The sequence below is a fragment of the Dolomitihabitans soli genome (genome assembly GCF_022213955.1).
GTDB lineage: Bacteria > Actinomycetota > Actinomycetes > Streptosporangiales > Streptosporangiaceae > Streptosporangium_A > Streptosporangium_A soli.
This window is the reverse complement of sequence record NZ_JAKNTW010000001.1, coordinates 1,058,176-1,076,079: the sequence shown is the minus strand read 5'-3', so window position 1 is coordinate 1,076,079 and position 17,904 is coordinate 1,058,176. Positions and strand designations below refer to the sequence as shown.

The window sequence follows — 17,904 nt, the reverse complement described above, 5'->3', positions numbered from 1 at the left end:
CCGGCGAGGCCGCTGCCGCCGGTGTCGGTGGAGGCGGTCCAGGTGAGGGTGGCTCCGGTTGAGGTGAGGTTGGCGGCGGTGGGGGTGCCGGGGGTCGTCGGCGGCGTCGTGTCGGTGCTGCCACCGCCCGCCAGCGCGTCGTGCACCGCGTTGTAGGCGGGTTTCTTCCCGTAGTTCTCGTCGTAGATCAACGCCGCGCCCTGGCCGGAGAAGGTGTCGGGGACCCAGGAGTACTTGTCGGTGAAGCCCCAGATCGTGACCCCGGCGCACTGGGTGACCGCCAGGCAGGCGTTGACCACGTCGCGGTAGTAGGTGGCCTGCGTGGTGTCCTTGGCGGAGCTGCGGGGCATCTCCATCCGGATGTCCAGCTCGGTGATCCTCACCTGGACGCCCAGGTCGGCGAAGCGCTGCAGGTTCTGCTGGAGCTGGCCCGGGAAGCCGTACTGGATGGCCAGGTGACCCTGGAGGCCCACGCAGTCCACCGGCACGCCCTGGGCGCGCAGCGACTGGACGAGGTTGTACATCGCGGTGCTCTTGGCGTTGACGCCCTCGACGTTGTAGTCGTTGATGCACAGCCGCGCGTCGGGGTCGGCGGCGCGGGCGGCCCGGAAGGCGTCGGCGATGTAGCTCTGCCCCAACGTCTGGTACCAGAACGAGTTGCGCATGTTGCCGTTGTCGTCGAAGACCTCGTTGACGACGTCCCAGGAGACCACCGCGGGGTTGTCCGCGTAACGGCCGACGACCTGGCTGATGTGGTTCTGCATCGCCGAGCGCATCGCCGTGGCGCCCAGGCCCTGCACCCAGCTCGGGGTCTGGCTGTGCCAGACGAGCGTGTGCCCGTGCACCTGCTGGCTGTTCTGGGTGGCGAAGTTGACGATCGCGTCGGCGCCGGAGAAGCTGAACTGGCCCTGGGAGGGTTCGGTGGCGTCCCACTTCATCGCGTTCTCGGCGGTGATCTGGTTGAACTCCGACCCGGCGATGGAGCGGTAGGAGGTCTCGTTCGCGAGAGGACCGGTGGCGAGTGCGGCGCCGATGAACTTGCCTCGGGCGGCGGCGTGCACGCGGAGCGCCGCCGAGGCGTCGGCGGGCCCGGCGGGCAGCAGGAAGGCGGCGACCAGCCCGAACAGGACGAGCGCCGCGCGGGCTCTGGCCCGGGATCGGATGGGGGGTGACTGCATGACGGATACCTCCGGAGACTTTCCGCAGAACGCGGGGCGCCTCTTCCGAACCATTTCAGCCCTTTTGAGCCTGATCGGAGGGTATTTATCCGCACTACATGGGTCAATTGTCGAAATATCTCCCGGTCGTTTCGCCAGCTCGTGTGTCTGAAATCATCAGACCCCATATGAAATTTTCAGACGGCTGTATCGAGGCATGGTGGGTAGAGACAGCTGAGGTCTGCGAAGAGGAGACAGCGATGGACGTCATGGAGATGGTCGAGCAGTCACAGGACGCCGCGACGGTCAAACGGGTGTTCGGGGAGCCGATCACCGAGGACGGCGTGACGGTGATCCCCGTCGCCCGGGTCGCCAGCGGCGGTGGCGGAGGCAGCGGCAAGCAGGAGGCCCAGCGTGCGGGTCAGGGATCCGGCGGCGGCTACGGGCTCGGCGCGACGGCGGCGGGCGTCTTCGTGATCAAGAACGGCGATGTCCGGTGGAAGCCCGCGGTCGACGTCAACCGCATCGTCCTCGGCGGCCAGATCGTCGCCGTCATCGCCCTGCTCACCGCCCGCGCCATCGTCCGCATCCGCACCGACGGCACGAGGGCCCGGCGCAAGGTCTGACCGCGCCCCGGCGGGGACCACCACGAGCCGGCCGCCGCCTTGCGCACCCCACGGGAGCCGCCGCCCCGGGCAGGCCGCGAGCCGGCCGCAGACCGCCCGTGCCCCGCCGCCTGGCCCGATCCGGAAGGCCCGATCCGGATGGCGTTTCCACCCGGACCGGGGAACGGGGTCAGGCCCCAGGGCGAATCTCGTAGTCACTCCCGCGACGCGTGTCGAAGACGACCACGTTCGGCTCCGGACGCTGGACCTGGACCGGATGGCCTCCGCTGGTCACCGTGACGGGCGCGGGGGTGCGCAGCCGCAGCTCGCGCCCGAGCGTTGACTTGACGGTGCCCCGGTGCACGGCGCCGCCACGCCACTCCAGCGAGATCTCGAACCCGCCACGGGCCAGCAACCCGCGGACCGATCCGGCCGGCCATGCGGCGGGCAGCACGGGCAGCAGGCTGACCTGGTCGCCGTGGCTCTGCAGCAGCATCTCGGTGATCCCCGAGGTGCCGCCGAAGTTGCCGTCGATCTGGAAGGGCGGGTGCAGGTCGAACATGTTGGGCGCGGTGCGGGCGGGGATCAGCAGATTGGACAGCCGCTTGTACGCCTCGACCGAGTCCAGCAGCCGCGCCCAGAAATTGATCTTCCAGGCGAGCGACCAGCCGGCGCCGGCCTCGCCACGCAGTTCCAGGGTGCGCCGTGCGGCCGTGGCCAGCTCGGGGGCGAGCCTGGGGTCGATCTGGTGGCTCGGGAACAGCCCCCACAGGTGGGAGATGTGCCTGCTGCGCGACAGCGCGGCGTCACCGCGGTAGTCCTCCAGCCACTCCTGGATCTGGCCGAGGTGCCCGACCTGGGTGGGCGCGAGCCGCGATCTGGCCTCGGCGACCTTCGCGCGCATCTCCTCGTCGTCACCGAGCGCCTCGGAGGCGCCCTCGAACGCGGCGAACAGGTCACGCAGGATCTGCATGTCCATCGTCGGACCGGCGCAGATGCTGACGTTCTCGTCGCCGTCCTCGTGGTGCCCCACCTCGGGCGAGTGCGAGGGGTTGGTGACCAGGTAGTTCGTCTTGGGATCGACCTGGAGCGTGTCGAGGAAGAACTGGACGGAGCCCTTGATGATCGGGAAGTGCTTCCGCAGCGCCGTCTCGTCACCGGTGTAGAGGTAACGCTCCCAGAAGACGGTGCAGAGCCAGGCCCCGCCGGTCGGCCACACGCCGTAGAAGGCGAAGTCGACGGGTGCCGTGCCGCGCCAGCCGTCCGTGTTGTGGTGCGCCACCCAGCCGCCCGCGCCGTACATCGTCTGAGCGGTCTTCGCGCCGGACTCCGCGAGGTCGCCGATCAGGTCGAACAGCGGGTCGAAGCACTCCATCAGGTTCGTCGGAGCCGCCGGCCAGTAGTTCATCTCGGCGTTGATGTTGATGGTGTACTTCGACTCCCACGCCGGGTTCATCGAATCGTTCCAGATGCCCTGCAGGTTGGCCGCGTGGCCGGGCGAGCGGGAACTGGAGATCAACAGGTAGCGCCCGTACTGGAAGTACAACGCCGCGAGTTGCGGGTCGCTGTCGAGCTGCTTCCTGGCGATCCGCTCGTCGGTGGGCAGCGCGACCGCCTCGGAGGTGCCGAGGTCGATCTCCACCCGCCCGAACAGCTCCTGGTAGTCGCGTACGTGGGTGCGCCGCAGCACCTCGTACGGCCGGCCGGACGCACGCGTGAGGTGCTTGTCCGCCACCTTCGCCGGGTCGCCGCCGACGTCCTTGAAGTCACGGTAGCTCGTGCCCATGGAGATCAGCACGGTCACCGAGTCGGCGCCCTCGACGATCAGCTTGCCGGCGTCCGTGCGGACCTCGCCGCCCTTGGCCTCGGCGCGGGCGAGCGCCTGGAACCTGACCGCGCCCGGCCGTCCCTGCCACTCGCCGCTGATCCCGTTGAGCGCGATCGTGCTCTTGTCCACCACCACTGCGGCGGAGCTCTGCGGGCTGGCGAACGCGGCCTCGAAGGACACCGAGCCCGGCTTGTCCGCCGTCAGCCGGACCACGATCACCTGGTCGGGCTTGCTGGCGAACACCTCGCGGGAGTGCCGGACGCCGCCGCTCAGGTAACTCACCGTGCTGACCGCCTGGGTCAGGTCGAGCTCGCGGCGGTACTCGGTGAACTCGCCGGCGCCGGGGAAGGTCAGCGCGAGGTCGCCGAGCACCTGGTAGGGCGCCTGCTCGGTGGGCCGGCCCATGAACTTCTCATCGGCGAGGTTCTGCGCGGCCTTCCACTTCTCCTCCCAGACCAGCTTCCTGATCTCGGGCAGCGCCGCCAGCGCGTCGGGCGGGTCGTAGACGTGCGGCCCGCCGCCCCACACGCTGTCCTCGTTGAGTTGCAGCCGCTCGGTCGCCACGCCGCCGAACACCATCGCGCCCAGCCGCCCGCAGCCCACGGGGAGGGCTTCCAGCCACTGCTCGGCGGGACGGTTGTACCAGAGCTTCAGCGGGTTGGCGCCCGGCGCGCCGTACCCGGCGGAGCTCGCGGCCAGCGCGCCCTCCGCGCCGACGCCGGCGACCAGCAGCGACCCGGCCGCCGCGCCGAGGCTCGTCCCGAGGACGGCCCTGCGTGAGTAGTCAGTCATCTGTATCCCATCGATAGGGGGGTGAGGGGGTGTGCTTCCGCGCTATTCCTGGGCCTTGCCGCCGGTCAGGCGGGACAGGACGAGCGCGATGAGGATGATCGCGCCGTTCAGCGCCTCGATCCACTGGGCGGGGACGCCGGCGAGGGTCAGCACGTTCTGGATCATGTAGAGGAGCAGGATGCCGGTGAACGCGCCGAACATCGTGCCCTTGCCGCCGTTGAGGCTCACGCCGCCGATGACCGCGGCGGCGAAGACGGTGAAGATCGCGCCGTCGCCCTGGGCGGCGGCGACGGAGGCCAGCCGGCCCGACAGCAGCAGGCCGCCGAGCGCGGCCAGCAGGCTGGCGCTGATGAGGGCGATCCACAGCACCCGGTCCGTCCTGATGCCCGCGGCCCTGGCGGCGTCGAGGTTGCCGCCGATGGCGTACAGGGCCCGGCCGAACCGGGTGAAGCCGAGGATCACGATGCCGACGATGAACAACGCCAGGCACAGGAAGATCGAGACGGGCACCCCGAACCAGAGGGTGGAGCCGAGATACAGCATCGACTCCGGCAGGTTGAAGAAGGTCTGTCCGCCGGAGATGCCGGTGAGCAGGCCGCGCAGCACGATGAGCATGCCGAGCGTCACGATGAAGCCGTTGAGTCCGAAGCGGACGATGAACAGCGCGTTCACCGCGCCGATCAGCGCGCCGACGGCCAGCGTGATCGGGATCGACCACCCGCCTGACAGCAGCCCGAGGCCGGCGCCGGAGCCGACGGCGACGGTCAGCCAGGCGGCGATGCCGGGGGCGAGTCCGAAGGTGGACTCCAGCGAGAGGTCCATCTTGCCGGTGACCAGGATGACCGTCTGCGCCAGTACGAGCAGCGAGATCTCCGACATGGTCTGCAGGATGTTGATCAGGTTGTCGCCCTGCAGGAAGATCGGGTTGACGATCTGCCCGACGATCGCGATCACGATCACGGCGGGGATCAGCGCGAAGTCGCGCAGCCGCGCGATGGGGATCCGTCCCGCGCGCAGACCGCCTCCTCCAGGGGGCCGTGCCCCGGTGGGGGGCGATTCGGCGGTCTTGGTGTCAGGCATCGAGGTCGACTCCTTCCATGGCGGCCACCACCTCGTGGTCGTGCCAGCCGGCGGCCATCTCGGCGACGATCCGGCCCTGGAACATCACCAGGAGCCGGTCGCACAGCCGTAGATCATCAAGTTCGTCAGAGGCGATCACCACTCCGGTCCCCGCGTCGGCGATCTCCTCGACCTTGCCGAGCAGGAACTCCTTGGAGCGCACGTCCACGCCGGCCGTGGGGGTGATCAGCACCAGCAGGCGGGGGTCGTTGGCCAGCGCCCTGGCCATCACGACCTTCTGCTGGTTTCCGCCGGACAGGCCCATCACGGGCAGCTCGGGCCCGGGCGTCTTGATCGCCAGATTGTCGATCATTTTCGCGGCGAGCCCGTCGCGGCGGCGGTTGCTGATGAATCCGCCGCCGCCCAGCCGCTCGGGGATCGTCATGGTCGCGTTGTCGGCGATGGACATCATCGGCACGAAGCCCTGCTGGTGCCGGTCACGGGGGACGAACCCCACCCCGGCGGCCAGCGCGCTCGGCACGCTGCCCGGGCGGGGACGTCTCCCGTCGACCTCCACGGTGCCGGAGTCGGCGGCCCGCAGCCCGGCGACGGTCTCGGCGACCTCCGTCTTGCCGCTGCCGCCCGCTCCGGCCAGGCCGACGATCTCCCCGGCCCGCACGTCGAAGTCGACCTCCCGGTAGACGTCACCGGCGCTGAGCCCGCGCACCCCGAGCAGCACCGGGGCCGCGGCGGGCACGGCCTGCCTGGTGGAGGGTTCCTGCAGGCCGGTGGCCTCCCCCGCCATCGCCGCGACCAGCTCCGCGTGCGGAAGCTCGGCGACGGTCGTGGTCAGGATGTGCCGCGCGTCGCGGAAGACCGTCACCATGTCGCAGATCTCGTAGATCTCCTGGAGGTGGTGGCTGATGAACAGGAAGGTGACGCCCTGCTCCTGCAACGTGCGGATCCGGGTGAACAGGCGCGCGATGGCCGCGCCGTCGAGCTGCGCGGTCGGCTCGTCCAGGATGATGAACCGGGCGCCGAAGGACAGCGCCCGCGCGATCTCCACGAACTGCCGCTGCTCCACGTCCAGCTCACCCGCGGGCCGCCGCACGTCGACGTCCACCGACCAGGTGTCGAGCAGCTCGGCGGCCTTGCGCCGCAGGGTCTGCCAGCTGATCAGTTTCAGCCCGCCCCGGTCGTGCCGGTTGAGGAAGAGGTTCTCCGCAACCGTCAGCTCGGGGATGATCGTGGACTTCTGGTAGACGCAGGCCACCCGTTCCCGCCAGGCGTCACGGTCGGCGAGGCGCGGCGAGGCGTCGCCGCCGAACCGCACCTCGCCCTCGTCGGGCGCCTGCAGCCCGGTCAGGATGGAGACCAGGGTCGACTTGCCGGCTCCGTTGCGGCCGACGAGCGCGTGGGTCTCGCCCGGCCTGATCGTGATGCCCGCGTCGTTCAGCGCCACGGTCTCGCCGTACCGTTTGGTGATGTGCGCCGCCTCGGCGATGGGCGGGACCTGCTCCCCGCTCCGGGCGGCGGGTGCCGGGCTCATCGGCCCTTCCCCGAGGTAGCCATACCGCTCGCGCCTCTTCCCTTACTTGTTGAGGTTGTTGCCCCAGAGCGACTTGTCGTCGTGCTTGACGCTCGGGACGTCGCCGAAGGTCGCGCCGTCGGCGGTGACCAGGGGCGCGGAGAGCTGGTCCTCCAGCAGTCCGGGCCGGACCTGGATGATCGTGCTGTCGTGGTCGGTCGGGCCCGGCTGGAACTTCTTGCCGCCGATGGCCGCCGTGGCGTACTCCAGCGCGTACTTGGCGTACTGGTCGGCGGGCTGCGACACGGTCGCGTCGATGTTGCCCGCGGCGATCTCCTTCAGCTCCTGCGGGATGCCGTCGTTGGAGATCACGAAGACGTGCTTGGGGTCGTCGGGCGGCACCAGCACGCCGCGCTGCTTGAGCACCTGGAGGGTGCCCGACAGCGCGAAGCTCGACTGCATGTAGACGCCCTTGACGTCCGGGTTGGCGGTCATCACCGTCTGCAGCTTCTGCGAGGCGACGGCGCCGTCCCAGTTGGTGGCCTCGCCGAACACCTTGATCTCGGGGTAGTTCGTCTTCATGCACTCGTTGAACGCTTCGGTGCGGTCCCGGCCGTTGATCGAGGCCAGGTCGCCCTGGAGCATCACGACCTTGCCCTTCTTCGCCAGCTTCTCGCCGAGGAAGCGGCAGGCCTTCTCGCCGTACGCTCGGTTGTCCGCGCGTACCACCATGAACGCGTCGCCCTGCTCAGGCCGGGTGTCGACCATCACCACGGGGATCTTCTTGGCGTTGAGCTGCTGCAGGGTCGGCGCCACGGCGGCGGTGTCCTGCGGGGCGACGACGACGCCCTTGACGCCCTGGCTGACGAAGCTCTGCACGTTCGCGGTGAGCGTGCCGATGTCGTTCTGCGAGTTCGTCGTCTTCAGCTCGGCGCCTGTCTCCTTGGCGTACCGCGGGACGTACTGGATGTAGGAGTTCCAGAAGTCGGTGTCGGACCGGGGGTAGTCGACGCCGACGAGCGGCTTGGCGTCCGCTCCGGTGGCTCCGGTGGTGGCTCCGGAACCGCAGGCCGCCGTCAGCACCACCGGCAGGGCGAGAACCGCGCCCAGGACGAGTCGTTTCATCTCTGCTCCTTCTCGGCTCGCGGCCGTAGCCGGAGCCCCTGCATGCCGCCGTCGACGGCGAGATCGGTGCCGGTGGTGGAGCCGGAGCGCGGGCTCGCCAGGTAGGCGATGGCTTCGGCCACCTCCCCGGCGGTGACCAGGCGGCCCATCGGCTGCCTGGCGGACAGCGCCGCGCGCTCGGCGGCCGGGTCACTCGCCGTCTCCAGCAGCCGTCCCACCCAGGGGGTGTCGGCGGTGCCGGGGTTGACGCAGTTGACCCTGATTCCGTCGCCTACGAGGTCCGCGGCCATCGCCCTGGTCAGCGAGAGCACGGCCCCCTTCGTCGACGAGTAGAGGACCCGCTGGGGCAGTCCCGCGGTGGCGGCGACCGAGCAGGTGTGCACGATCGCGGCGGCCCGGGAGGCCCGCAGGTACGGCAGGGCGGCGCGGGCCGTGCGGACCAGGCCGAAGACGTTGACGTCGAAGACCCGCCGCCACTCCTCGTCGTCGTTGTCCTCGATGCCGCCCTGGGCCCCGATCCCGGCGTTGCCGACCAGGACGTCGATTCCGCCGAGGCGTTCGGCCGCCTCGGTCACCGCCGCCCGGACCCCGGCGTCGTCGGTCACGTCGGCGCGGACGCCGATCAGCGGCGCGGGGACGTCGGCCGCGAGGTCCAGGCACGCCACCCTCGCGCCGCGCTCGGCCAGCAGCAGGGCCGTCGCCAGCCCGATGCCGGACGCGCCGCCGGTGACGATCGCGGTCAGGCCGTCGAAGTCGCCCATCACACCGCCTCCGCCACGGGGGCCGTCCACTCCGGGCCGTCGGGGTAGCCGTAGTCGGCGATCGACTTGGGGTGCATCCGCGCGCCGATGCCCGGCTCGGCGGGGGCGAGGTAGTTGCCGTCGCGGATGACGACGGGGTCGGTGAAGTGCTCGTGCAGGTGGTCGACGTACTCGATCACCCGGTCCTCGGTCGACCCGCTCACCGCGACGTAGTCGAACATGGAGAAGTGCTGCACCATCTCGCACAGCCCCACGCCGCCCGCGTGCGGGCAGACCGGCACGCCGAACTTGGCGGCGAGCAGCAGGATGGCGATGTTCTCGTTCACCCCGCCGACCCTGGCCGCGTCGAGCTGGAGGATGTCGATGGCGCCCGCCTGGAGGAGCTGCTTGAACATCACCCGGTTGTGGGTGTGCTCGCCGGTGGCGACCTTGATCGGGGCGACCTTCTCGCGGATCGCCGCGTGGCCGAGCACGTCGTCGGGTGAGGTGGGCTCCTCGATCCAGTACGGGTCGAACTCGGCGAGCGGGGCGAGCCACTCGACCGCCTGGCGGACGCCCCACGCCTGGTTCGCGTCGATCGCGATCCGGATGCCGGGTCCGACCGCCTGGCGGGCCAGCCGCATCCGGTGCACGTCGCCCGCGAGATCGGCGCCGACCTTGAGCTTGATCTGGGTGAACCCGTCGGCGACGGCCTCCTTCGCCAGCCGTACGAGCTTCTCGTCGGTGTAGCCCAGCCAGCCCGGCGTGGTGGTGTAGGCGGGGTAGCCCTCGGCGAGCAGCCGCTCGCGGCGCTCCGCCCGGCCCGGTTCGGCGCGGCGCAGGATGTCCAGCGCCTCCTCGCGGGTGAGCGCGTCCTCCAGGTAGCGGAAGTCGACGACGTCGACGAGCTGCTCCGGGGTCAGCTCCGACAGCAACCGCCACAGCGGCTTGCCCTCGCGCCTGGCGCGCAGGTCCCACAGCGCGTTGAGCACGGCGCCGGCCGCCATGTGGATGACGCCCTTCTCCGGGCCGAGCCAGCGGAGCTGGCTGTCGCCGGTGAGCCGGCGCGAGACACCGCCCAGGTCGCCGAGCACCTCCGCGACGGGCAGGCCGGTCACCAGCGCGGCGAGTGAGTCGATCGCGGCGACCTCGATCTCGTTGCCGCGGCCGACGGTGAACGCCAGCGCGTGTCCCTCCTGCCCCTCGCTGGTCCGCACGACCACGTAGGCGGCGGAGTAGTCGGGCTCCGGGTTCATGGCGTCGGAGCCGTCCAGATGGCGTGACGTGGGGAACCTGATGTCGTAGGTCTGGACATCGGTGATGAGCTCGGTCACGTCCACCGGCCTCTCTCGGCGTGAACCTTGCGCACGGCCTGGACCCCCTTGATGTTTCGGGAAGATGTAGCGACGTTCACCACATGAACATGGGATGTCTTTGTAGGCCACTCGGATGGCTGGTGTCTAGACCTCCCACCTAATTTCCCCTAAATCGGTATTCGTCCCCTCTCACATGGACAAGTCGTCGACGAGACAGCCCATGTCTGCCCTCCTGGGGCGAAGCCTCCTCGACACCCCTCCCCAGAACATGGGATGTCTGTTATGTTTCAGCTCGATATGAGCGCGCGTGACCGCCCTGGAGGCTTATCCAGATGTCCCTGACCGACGAGGCCATCTCGCGCATCCGGGCTCTCATTCAGACCGGGGCGCTGCCCCCCGGCGCGAGACTGCCCCCCGAACACCAGCTCGCCGCCCAGCTCGGGGTCTCGCGCAACCCGCTGCGCGAGGCCGTCAAGGCACTGGTCGTCGCCCGCGTCCTCGACGTGCGAAGGGGCGACGGCACCTACGTCACGAGCCTGGAGCCCCGCCTGCTGCTCGAAGGGCTCGGCCTGGCGGTCGAGCTGCTCCGCGACGACACCCTGCTGGAGATCGTCGAGGTCCGGCGGCTGCTGGAACCCGCCGCCACCGGGCTCGCCGCGTCCCGCATCTCCGACGACCAGCTCGCCGAGATCCGCGAGCACCTGGAGGCGATGCGCGCGGCCAGCGACGACATAGAGGAGCTCAACCGGTTCGACGCCGCCTTCCACCGCACGGTGGTCGCCGCGACCGGCAACGAGACCCTCTCCACGCTGCTCGACGGCATCTCCGGCAGAACCCTGCGGATGCGCGTCTGGCGCGGCACAGTCGAGACCAACAGCTCCGATCGGACGGTCGCCGAGCACGAGGCGATCTACAACGCGCTGGCCGCGAGGAACTCCACGCTGGCGCAGGCCGCGGCGCTGATGCACATAAACACCACAGAGACCTGGCTCCGCGCGGTGCTCGGCACCGTCGGAACCACTTCGGAGGAGGAATGATGGACGCGCAGCTCGTCGCCGAGCGCGTCCCGCTGGGCCGCAGCGGGGTCACCGTCTCACGTGTGGGCCTCGGCACCGCACCGCTCGGCGGCCTGTTCTCAGCCGTGAGCGAGGACGCCGCCGCCGCGACGCTCGACGCGGCCTGGGAGGCGGGAATCCGCTATTTCGACACCGCGCCGCACTACGGGGCCGGACTCGCCGAGCACCGCCTCGGCGACTACCTGTCCGGGCTCGACACGGCGGCCAGGGCCCAGACCGTGGTGTCCACCAAGGTCGGCAGGCTGCTGGAGCCCGGCCGTACGACCGCGGGCACCGACGCCTTCGACCACGAGGCCCCCGTCGTACGGCGGCGCGACTACACCCGTGACGGCGTCTACCGCTCGGTGGCCGACAGCCTGGAGCGTTCCGGGCTCGACGCCTTCGACATCCTGCTGATCCACGATCCGGACGACCACTGGGAGGAGGCCGTCACGCAGGCGTACCCGGCGCTCGCCCAGCTGCGCGACGAGGGGGCCGTGCGGGCGATCGGCGTCGGGATGAACCAGTCGGAGATGCTGACCAGGTTCGTCGCCGAGACCGACGTCGACTGCGTGATGGTCGCCGGACGGTACAGCCTGCTCGACCGGGGCGCCGCCGCCGAACTCCTGCCGCTGTGCGCGAGCCGGGAGGTCGGGGTGCTGGTGGCCGGGGTGTTCAACAGCGGCGTGCTGGCCGACCCGCGGCCGGGCGCCCACTTCGACTACGCGCCCGCCTCCGACGACGTGCTGCGCCGGGCGCGCTGGATGGCCGGCCGGTGCGCCGAGTACGGCGTGCCGCTCGCCGCCGCCGCCCTCCGCTTCCCGTTGCGGCACCCCGCGGTCACCGGCGTGGTCGTCGGCGCCCGCACCCCGGACGAGGTGGCCGACGACGTCGCCCTCGCCGGGACCGAGATCCCCGAGGAACTGTGGGCGGAGCTCGCGGAGGAGACACGATGAAGGTCCACCTGTCGTACGGCGAGACGGGGCTGGAGGTGGAGCTGCCCGAGGAGGCCACCACCGTGGTGACCCCCGTCCACCACCCGGCCGCCGCCGACCAGACCGAGGTGCTGCTCGCCGCCCTGCGCTCCCCCGTGGCGGGCCCGCCCCTCCGCGAGCGCGTACGGCGCGGCCAGACGGTCGCCATCTCCGCCTGCGACGGCACCCGGCCCCAGCCCAGGCACCTGATGATCCCCGCGATCCTGGCCGAGCTGGACGGGCTCGTCGATCCCGCCGACGTGACGATCCTCATCGCCACCGGCACCCACCGCGGCAACACCGAGGCCGAACTCCTGGAGATGTTCGGCCCCTCGGTCGCCGGCTCGGTGCGGATCGTCAACCACGACGCCAGGGACAGCTCCACGCTCACCTATATGGGGGTCTTCGGCAAGGACGTCCCCGTCTGGCTGAACAGCGCCTGGGTCGAGGCCGACGTGCGGATCACCACCGGTTTCGTCGAACCGCACTTCTTCGCCGGCTTCTCCGGCGGCCCCAAGCTCGTCGCCCCCGGCCTCGCCGCCCTGGAGACCGTGCTCACCCTGCACGACGCGGCCAGGATCGGGCACGAACGGGCCACCTGGGGCGTCATCGAGGGCAACCCCGTCCACGACGACGTCCGGGCGATCGCCGCCGGCACCGGCGTCACCTTCTCCCTCGACGTGATCCTCAACAGGGACAAGGACATCGTGGCCGCGTTCGGCGGCGACATCCTGCCCATGCACGCCGCCGCCACCGCCGCGGCCCGCGAGCTGGCCATGCGCAGGGTCGACGCCCCCTTCGACGTCGTGATCACCACCAACTCCGGCTACCCCCTCGACCAGAACCTCTACCAGGCGGTCAAGGGCATGTCCGCGGCCTACCAGGTGGTACGGCCGGGCGGCGTGATCGTGTGCGCGGCGGAGTGCCGTGACGGCTTCCCCGACCACGGTTCCTACCGCGAGGTCCTCGCCTCCGCGGCGTCCCCCCAGGCCCTGCTCGACGAGATCGCCGCCCGCCCCCAGACGATCCCCGACCAGTGGCAGGTCCAGATCCAGGCCCGCATCCAGGCGGCCGTGCGGGTCGTCATGCACACCTCGTATCTGACCGACGCCGACCTCGCCACCGCGCACCTCGAACAGACCGGCGACATCGCCGCCACCGTCGCCGCCGAACTGGCCGCCGCCGGGCCCGGCGCCCGGGTCTGCGTCCTCCCCGAAGGCCCCCAGACCATCCCCTACCTCGCCGCCCCACCCGCCTCCCGCTCATGACCTCCCACCCCGCCGATCACCCGCCGACGTCCTCCGAGCCCGCCGTCTCCCACCCCTCCGCCTCCGGCACCGCCGTCTCCGAGACCGCCGAGTCCCTCGATCTCGGCTTCGCCCGCGTCGACCTCGACCGCGAGGCCCGCCAAGGACTGCCAGAGGTGGTCTACGGCCCGGGCAAGACCGCGGACGAGATCATCGCGATCGTCTCCGCCCTCCTCGCCCGCAACACCGGCGCCGTCCTGGTGACCCGCGTCGGCCCCGCGACCGCCGACGCCGTCCTCGCCGCCGTGCCCGGGTTCCAGGGGGCCGGGAGCTACGACGCCGTGGCCCGGCTGCTGGTCTGGCGTCCGGCGGCGCCCCGAGGTTTCGCGGTGACCGTCGTCACGGCGGGAACGTCGGACGGGCCGGTCGCTTCGGAGGCGGCCGCCGTGGCGAAGGCGATCGGCCTCACCGTCGACGTCGTGCGCGATGTGGGCGTCGCCGGGCTGCATCGGCTGCTCGCCGAGGCGGAACGCCTGCGGGCCGCCGACGCGGTGATCGTGGTCGCCGGTATGGAGGGCGCCCTGGCCAGCGCCGTCGGCGGTCTCGTACGCGGTCCGGTGATCGCCGTCCCCACCTCCACCGGGTACGGCGCCGCCTTCGAAGGGGTGACCGCGCTCCTCGCCATGCTCTCCTCCTGCGCGGCCGGCGTCACCGTGGTCAACATCGACTCCGGCTTCGCCGCCGCCATGGCCGCCCACCGCCTAGCCCAGCCGGCGACCCGGCGCCGACTCCGTACGGCTTCCGCCCCGGACCCCGTCGAAACGGCGGACACGGTCACCGCCGCCATACCGAGAGACCCCACGACGACCACGGCCACGAGCGACCGGCAGCCCCACGACGGGCGGCGGCTGCCTGCCAGCGAACCGGCGGACAACGGACACATCGGCAACGAACCGGCCAACAGGCGACCGGCAGACGGCGGACACGTGGGCAACGGACAGGCCGAAAGCGGACAGGCCGAAAGCGGACAAGGAATGTCATGATCTGCTGGATCACGCCCTTCACCGGGATCGCGGGCGACATGACGCTGGGCGCGCTGATCGACGCGGGCGCCCCGCTGGAGGGCATCGAAGCGGCGATCGGCTCCACCGGGCTCACCGGATGGGAGCTGACCGCCGAACGCGTGGTCACCCACGGCCTGGCCGCCACCCGAGCCGAGGTGCGGGTGACCGACACGGCGACCGAACGCGCCGCCGCCGAGGTCATCGCCCTGGCCGCGCGCGCCCGGCCGGAACCGGTCGCGGCCCTGGCCACGGCCGCGTTGACGGCGATAGCCGACGTGGAGGGACGCCTGCACGGCGAGGACCCCGCCCACGTCCACCTGCACGAGCTGGGCGGACACGACGCGCTGGTGGACATCGTCGGCGTCGCCGCGGCCCTGCACCTGCTCGGCGTGACAGAGGTCTACTGCGGCCCGCTCCCCCTCGGGTCCGGCACCGTCACCACCCGGCACGGCGTGCTCCCGGTTCCCGCGCCCGCCACCGCCGCCCTCCTGACCGGCGCCCGGGTCACCGGCAGCGACCTCAGGGGCGAGACCGTCACCCCCACGGGCGCCGCCCTGCTCCGCGCCATGTCAGCGCGCTACGACCCGCCTCCCGACATGACCGTCGTCGCCACCGGCTACGGCGCCGGCACCCGGCTCCTCCCCGACCGGCCCAACATCGTCGCCGTCACCCTCGCCCACCGCTCCGCCGCCGTCTCCCACCGCGCGTCTCATACGGACGGCCCTGCGCCGGGCCACGGCACCCCTCCTGCACCGACCGAACCGGCGACGAGACTCGGTCGGACCGATGGTGGTGACGCCCCTTCCGCCCGGCTGGACGGCGTCGAAAGGCTCTCCGTGCTGGAGACGAACGTGGACGACGTCACCGGGGAGGTGCTCGGTCACACGATCGGGCGGGCGCTGGCGGCGGGCGCGCTGGACGCGTGGGTCACCCCGGCGACCATGAAGAAGGGCCGCCCCGCGCACGTTCTGCACGTCCTGTGCCGGCCGCCCGCCGTACCCGTGCTCAGGGAACTGGTCTTCGCCGAGACCGGGGCGCTGGGAGTCCGCGAGCTGGCGGTGGAACGGACCGCGCTTCCCCGGCACGTGACGGAGGTCGAGCTGGACGGGCACCGGATCAGGATCAAACACGGCCCGCACGCGGCGAAGCCCGAGTACGACGACGTCGCGGCGGCCGCGACCGCTCTGGACAGCACCCTGCGTGAGACGGCCGCGCGCGCACTGCTGATGAGCACGGAGCAGGAAGAGCACGGCCGCTCACACCGAGATGGAGACGGCGATGGCTGAATCCGCAGGGACCACCACCGAAACCCAACCCACGGTCACCCCACCGGACGGCACCGCCACCGCGGGGATCGCACCCATCGACACCGCAGAGGTCACACCTTTGGACGCCACCGTCACAGGACGCACGCCTTCCCGGGGAGCCGCCATCTCGCGACCGGTCCGGGGTACGTCCTCCGGTCTCGCGGGGAATGAGGGTGACGTTCCTGCGGCGGGCGGGCCGGAGGACAGGCTGGCCGGGCTGATGGAGCGGCTGGCCGGCCTGGGGACGGTGGCGGTGGCGTTCTCGGGCGGGGCGGACTCGGCGTTCGTGCTGGCCGCGGCGGTCCGGGCGCTCGGCCGGTCCCAGGTGGTCGCGGTGACGGCGGTGTCGGAGAGCCTGGCGGTGGAGGAACTCGCCGCGGCCACGGAGTTCGCCGCGGGGCAGGGTGTACGGCACCTGCTGCCCCGGACGAACGAACTGGGCAGCGCCGGGTATCGCGCGAACGGGCGTGGCCGCTGCTACTTCTGCAAGTCGGAGGTGCTCGACGTGATCGGCGAGGTGGCGGCGAGGCACGGCTGCGCGCACATCGCCACCGGGACCAACGCCGACGACGCGGTGGATCCGTTCAGGCCGGGAATCAGGGCGGCCGACGAGCGGGGGGTGCTCGCCCCGCTGCGGGACGCCGGGTTCACCAAGGCGGAGGTGCGCCGGACGAGCCTGGCCTGGGGGCTGGTGACGTGGGACAAGCCCGCGGCGCCGTGCCTGGCGAGCCGTATCGCCTACGGCGTCGAGGTGACGGCGACCCGGCTGCACCGGATCGAGGCCGCGGAGCGGGTGGTGCGCGGCCTGCTCACCGCCGCGGGACTGCGGGCCGGGAACCTGCGGGTGCGGGATCTCGGCGACGGGGTGCGGGTGGAGGTGGACGCCGATCTCGCCGACCGGGTAGCCCGGCTGACCGACGTGACGCAGGCCGTACGGGGGGCGGGTTTTCCCGGCGCGGACGTGACGGTCGCGCCGTTCCGCTCCGGCGGGCTCAACCTCGCCAGACCGTGAAGTGACGCGGGCGAACGACGAGCCGGGGTGAACAACGAGCCGGGGTGACCGACAGGCGAGGGGAACGCGGGCCGAGGAGAACGCGGGCCGAGGGGAACATGGGGCGAGGGGAACATGGGCGGGTGCCCGGCGACGACAGGCTGTCGCGGGGCACCCGGTCGCGTCTCAGGGGCGGACGCATGTGATCCGTCTCTGCCGAGACGTGTCGGGTCGGGCCAGGGGCATCCTCCTCCACGTTGTGCCAACGGTGGGCGGGAGGGCCGGGGGCGCGAGACCGTAGGGCCGCTGTGCTCTCTTTGCCCACCCTGCTTGCGGGTTCACCTGGAGGTACGCACGCCCGCCCGGCAGGGTTCAGCACGGTTCGCCGCCGTCATGCGATCGGCTCCGGCAGCGGGACGAGGCCGCTTCCCGTGGCGGCCGGCGCCCGCCGTCCGCATCACCCGGTGCGCCCGCAGTTCCACCGCCGGGCCGCCCTGGCGCTCCACCGCCGGCGTCCGCTGCCCGTGCCGTACGGGCAGCGGGCGCCGCCCGTACGGCATGCCCCGCCCGTCGGCTCGTCACCGCCCATTCACCCCCCGCCCGCGTGGCCCGGAAGCGATCACGTCCGACCCAGTCACCCGGCGACCGTGGTAATGTTTTCCTCGCGCCGCGCGAAACGCGATGGTCGCACCGGGACGTAGCGCAGCTTGGTTAGCGCACTAGACTGGGGGTCTAGGGGTCGCGAGTTCGAATCTCGCCGTCCCGACGGTTATTCGGATAAAGGGGACTCGATTCTATCGAGTCCCCTTTATCTATTTCCTGCGACCATCGTGCCCTCGCGGCGGGCGAGGGAATTTTCGCGATCATTACGGATGACGCCTGGTCCGGGCCGGATGGCGAACCTCCGGGCACCTGATCTCCGCGTGCGGAACGACGGCGCGGGGAGAATGGCGCCGGGAATGCGACCGTCGGGCTCATGCCGTACCGCGTGTGCCTGCTCATTGCGGGTCAACGGCGTCCCAGGTCTTCATGCACGGCGTTTCAGGGGCCATTGCCACGCGACCATGTCCCCTTATGACATCCGCCCTATCCTGGGACGGGGAACCGAGGGACTGG

General features: G+C 71.3%; 14 protein-coding genes and 1 tRNA gene. 8 read left to right on the top strand and 7 right to left on the bottom strand.

The genetic code is table 11. The features are described 5' to 3' along the window. On the bottom strand, positions 1 to 1,178 hold a 1,178-nt coding region (locus MBA17_RS04880), incomplete at its 3' end, for a glycoside hydrolase family 10 protein (RefSeq protein WP_238495000.1). 239 nt (positions 1,179 to 1,417) lie between these two features. Between MBA17_RS04880 and MBA17_RS04875 the strand changes: the two genes are divergently transcribed. Beyond that, positions 1,418 to 1,783, top strand: coding sequence for a spore germination protein GerW family protein (locus MBA17_RS04875; protein ID WP_238494999.1), 366 nt, complete (start codon positions 1,418 to 1,420; stop codon positions 1,781 to 1,783). A 169-nt stretch (positions 1,784 to 1,952) separates the two neighbouring features. Here the strand turns inward: MBA17_RS04875 and MBA17_RS04870 are convergent, their stop codons facing one another. From MBA17_RS04870 to MBA17_RS04845, 6 genes are read right to left on the bottom strand one after another with little or no spacing between them, the layout of a single operon-like run. Next, a complete protein-coding gene (locus MBA17_RS04870) occupies positions 1,953 to 4,382 on the bottom strand; it encodes a glycoside hydrolase family 95 protein (protein ID WP_238494998.1) in 2,430 nt (809 codons plus the stop codon). Between the two features lie 42 nt (positions 4,383 to 4,424). Continuing rightward, positions 4,425 to 5,462, bottom strand: coding sequence for an ABC transporter permease (locus MBA17_RS04865; RefSeq protein WP_238494997.1), 1,038 nt, complete (start codon positions 5,460 to 5,462; stop codon positions 4,425 to 4,427). Continuing rightward, a complete protein-coding gene (locus MBA17_RS04860; RefSeq protein ID WP_238494996.1) occupies positions 5,455 to 6,990 on the bottom strand; it encodes a sugar ABC transporter ATP-binding protein in 1,536 nt (511 codons plus the stop codon). Before MBA17_RS04860 ends, MBA17_RS04865 begins: the two co-directional genes overlap by 8 nt. 42 nt (positions 6,991 to 7,032) lie before the next feature. Beyond that, complete coding sequence (locus tag MBA17_RS04855) at positions 7,033 to 8,094, bottom strand: sugar ABC transporter substrate-binding protein (RefSeq protein WP_238494995.1); 1,062 nt, start codon at positions 8,092 to 8,094, stop codon at positions 7,033 to 7,035. Further along, positions 8,091 to 8,855: an SDR family NAD(P)-dependent oxidoreductase gene (locus MBA17_RS04850; protein ID WP_238494994.1), complete on the bottom strand. Its 765-nt coding sequence runs from the start codon at positions 8,853 to 8,855 to the stop codon at positions 8,091 to 8,093. The genes MBA17_RS04855 and MBA17_RS04850 overlap by 4 nt, the downstream gene beginning before the upstream one ends. Beyond that, positions 8,855 to 10,168 (bottom strand): L-fuconate dehydratase, encoded by a 1,314-nt coding sequence (locus MBA17_RS04845; protein WP_238494993.1) that lies wholly within the window; start codon positions 10,166 to 10,168, stop codon positions 8,855 to 8,857. The genes MBA17_RS04850 and MBA17_RS04845 overlap by 1 nt, the downstream gene beginning before the upstream one ends. A gap of 314 nt (positions 10,169 to 10,482) precedes the next feature. Between MBA17_RS04845 and MBA17_RS04840 the strand changes: the two genes are divergently transcribed. The 7 genes from MBA17_RS04840 (at position 10,483) to MBA17_RS04810 (ending at position 17,554) form a co-directional block, all read left to right on the top strand. After that, positions 10,483 to 11,187 (top strand): FadR/GntR family transcriptional regulator, encoded by a 705-nt coding sequence (locus tag MBA17_RS04840; RefSeq protein ID WP_238494992.1) that lies wholly within the window; start codon positions 10,483 to 10,485, stop codon positions 11,185 to 11,187. Next, entirely contained in the window at positions 11,187 to 12,161 is a 975-nt protein-coding gene (locus MBA17_RS04835; RefSeq protein WP_238494991.1) for an aldo/keto reductase, read from the top strand. The genes MBA17_RS04840 and MBA17_RS04835 overlap by 1 nt, the downstream gene beginning before the upstream one ends. Continuing rightward, positions 12,158 to 13,447, top strand: coding sequence for a nickel-dependent lactate racemase (gene larA / locus MBA17_RS04830; protein WP_238494990.1), 1,290 nt, complete (start codon positions 12,158 to 12,160; stop codon positions 13,445 to 13,447). The genes MBA17_RS04835 and larA overlap by 4 nt, the downstream gene beginning before the upstream one ends. Further along, positions 13,444 to 14,469, top strand: a complete 1,026-nt coding sequence (gene larB, locus MBA17_RS04825) for a nickel pincer cofactor biosynthesis protein LarB (RefSeq protein ID WP_238494989.1) — start codon at positions 13,444 to 13,446, stop codon at positions 14,467 to 14,469. The genes larA and larB overlap by 4 nt, the downstream gene beginning before the upstream one ends. Further along, complete coding sequence (gene larC / locus MBA17_RS04820; RefSeq protein WP_238494988.1) at positions 14,466 to 15,776, top strand: nickel pincer cofactor biosynthesis protein LarC; 1,311 nt, start codon at positions 14,466 to 14,468, stop codon at positions 15,774 to 15,776. Before larB ends, larC begins: the two co-directional genes overlap by 4 nt. Further along, positions 15,769 to 16,809, top strand: coding sequence for an ATP-dependent sacrificial sulfur transferase LarE (larE, locus tag MBA17_RS04815; RefSeq protein WP_238494987.1), 1,041 nt, complete (start codon positions 15,769 to 15,771; stop codon positions 16,807 to 16,809). The genes larC and larE overlap by 8 nt, the downstream gene beginning before the upstream one ends. 670 nt (positions 16,810 to 17,479) lie before the next feature. Then, positions 17,480 to 17,554: transfer RNA gene (locus MBA17_RS04810), tRNA-Pro, on the top strand. The last annotated feature ends 350 nt before the right edge of the window (positions 17,555 to 17,904 follow it).

Bases quoted from the DNA above. Each gene is read 5' to 3' on its own strand.
- MBA17_RS04875 (WP_238494999.1), top strand. From the start codon at position 1,418: ATGGACGTCATGGAGATGGTCGAGCAGTCACAGGACGCCGCGACGGTC.
- MBA17_RS04870 (WP_238494998.1), bottom strand. From the start codon at position 4,382: ATGACTGACTACTCACGCAGGGCCGTCCTCGGGACGAGCCTCGGCGCG.
- MBA17_RS04865 (WP_238494997.1), bottom strand. From the start codon at position 5,462: ATGCCTGACACCAAGACCGCCGAATCGCCCCCCACCGGGGCACGGCCC.
- MBA17_RS04860 (WP_238494996.1), bottom strand. From the start codon at position 6,990: ATGAGCCCGGCACCCGCCGCCCGGAGCGGGGAGCAGGTCCCGCCCATC.
- MBA17_RS04855 (WP_238494995.1), bottom strand. From the start codon at position 8,094: ATGAAACGACTCGTCCTGGGCGCGGTTCTCGCCCTGCCGGTGGTGCTG.
- MBA17_RS04850 (WP_238494994.1), bottom strand. From the start codon at position 8,855: ATGGGCGACTTCGACGGCCTGACCGCGATCGTCACCGGCGGCGCGTCC.
- MBA17_RS04840 (WP_238494992.1), top strand. From the start codon at position 10,483: ATGTCCCTGACCGACGAGGCCATCTCGCGCATCCGGGCTCTCATTCAG.
- MBA17_RS04835 (WP_238494991.1), top strand. From the start codon at position 11,187: ATGGACGCGCAGCTCGTCGCCGAGCGCGTCCCGCTGGGCCGCAGCGGG.
- larA (WP_238494990.1), top strand. From the start codon at position 12,158: ATGAAGGTCCACCTGTCGTACGGCGAGACGGGGCTGGAGGTGGAGCTG.
- larB (WP_238494989.1), top strand. From the start codon at position 13,444: ATGACCTCCCACCCCGCCGATCACCCGCCGACGTCCTCCGAGCCCGCC.
- larC (WP_238494988.1), top strand. From the start codon at position 14,466: ATGATCTGCTGGATCACGCCCTTCACCGGGATCGCGGGCGACATGACG.
- larE (WP_238494987.1), top strand. From the start codon at position 15,769: ATGGCTGAATCCGCAGGGACCACCACCGAAACCCAACCCACGGTCACC.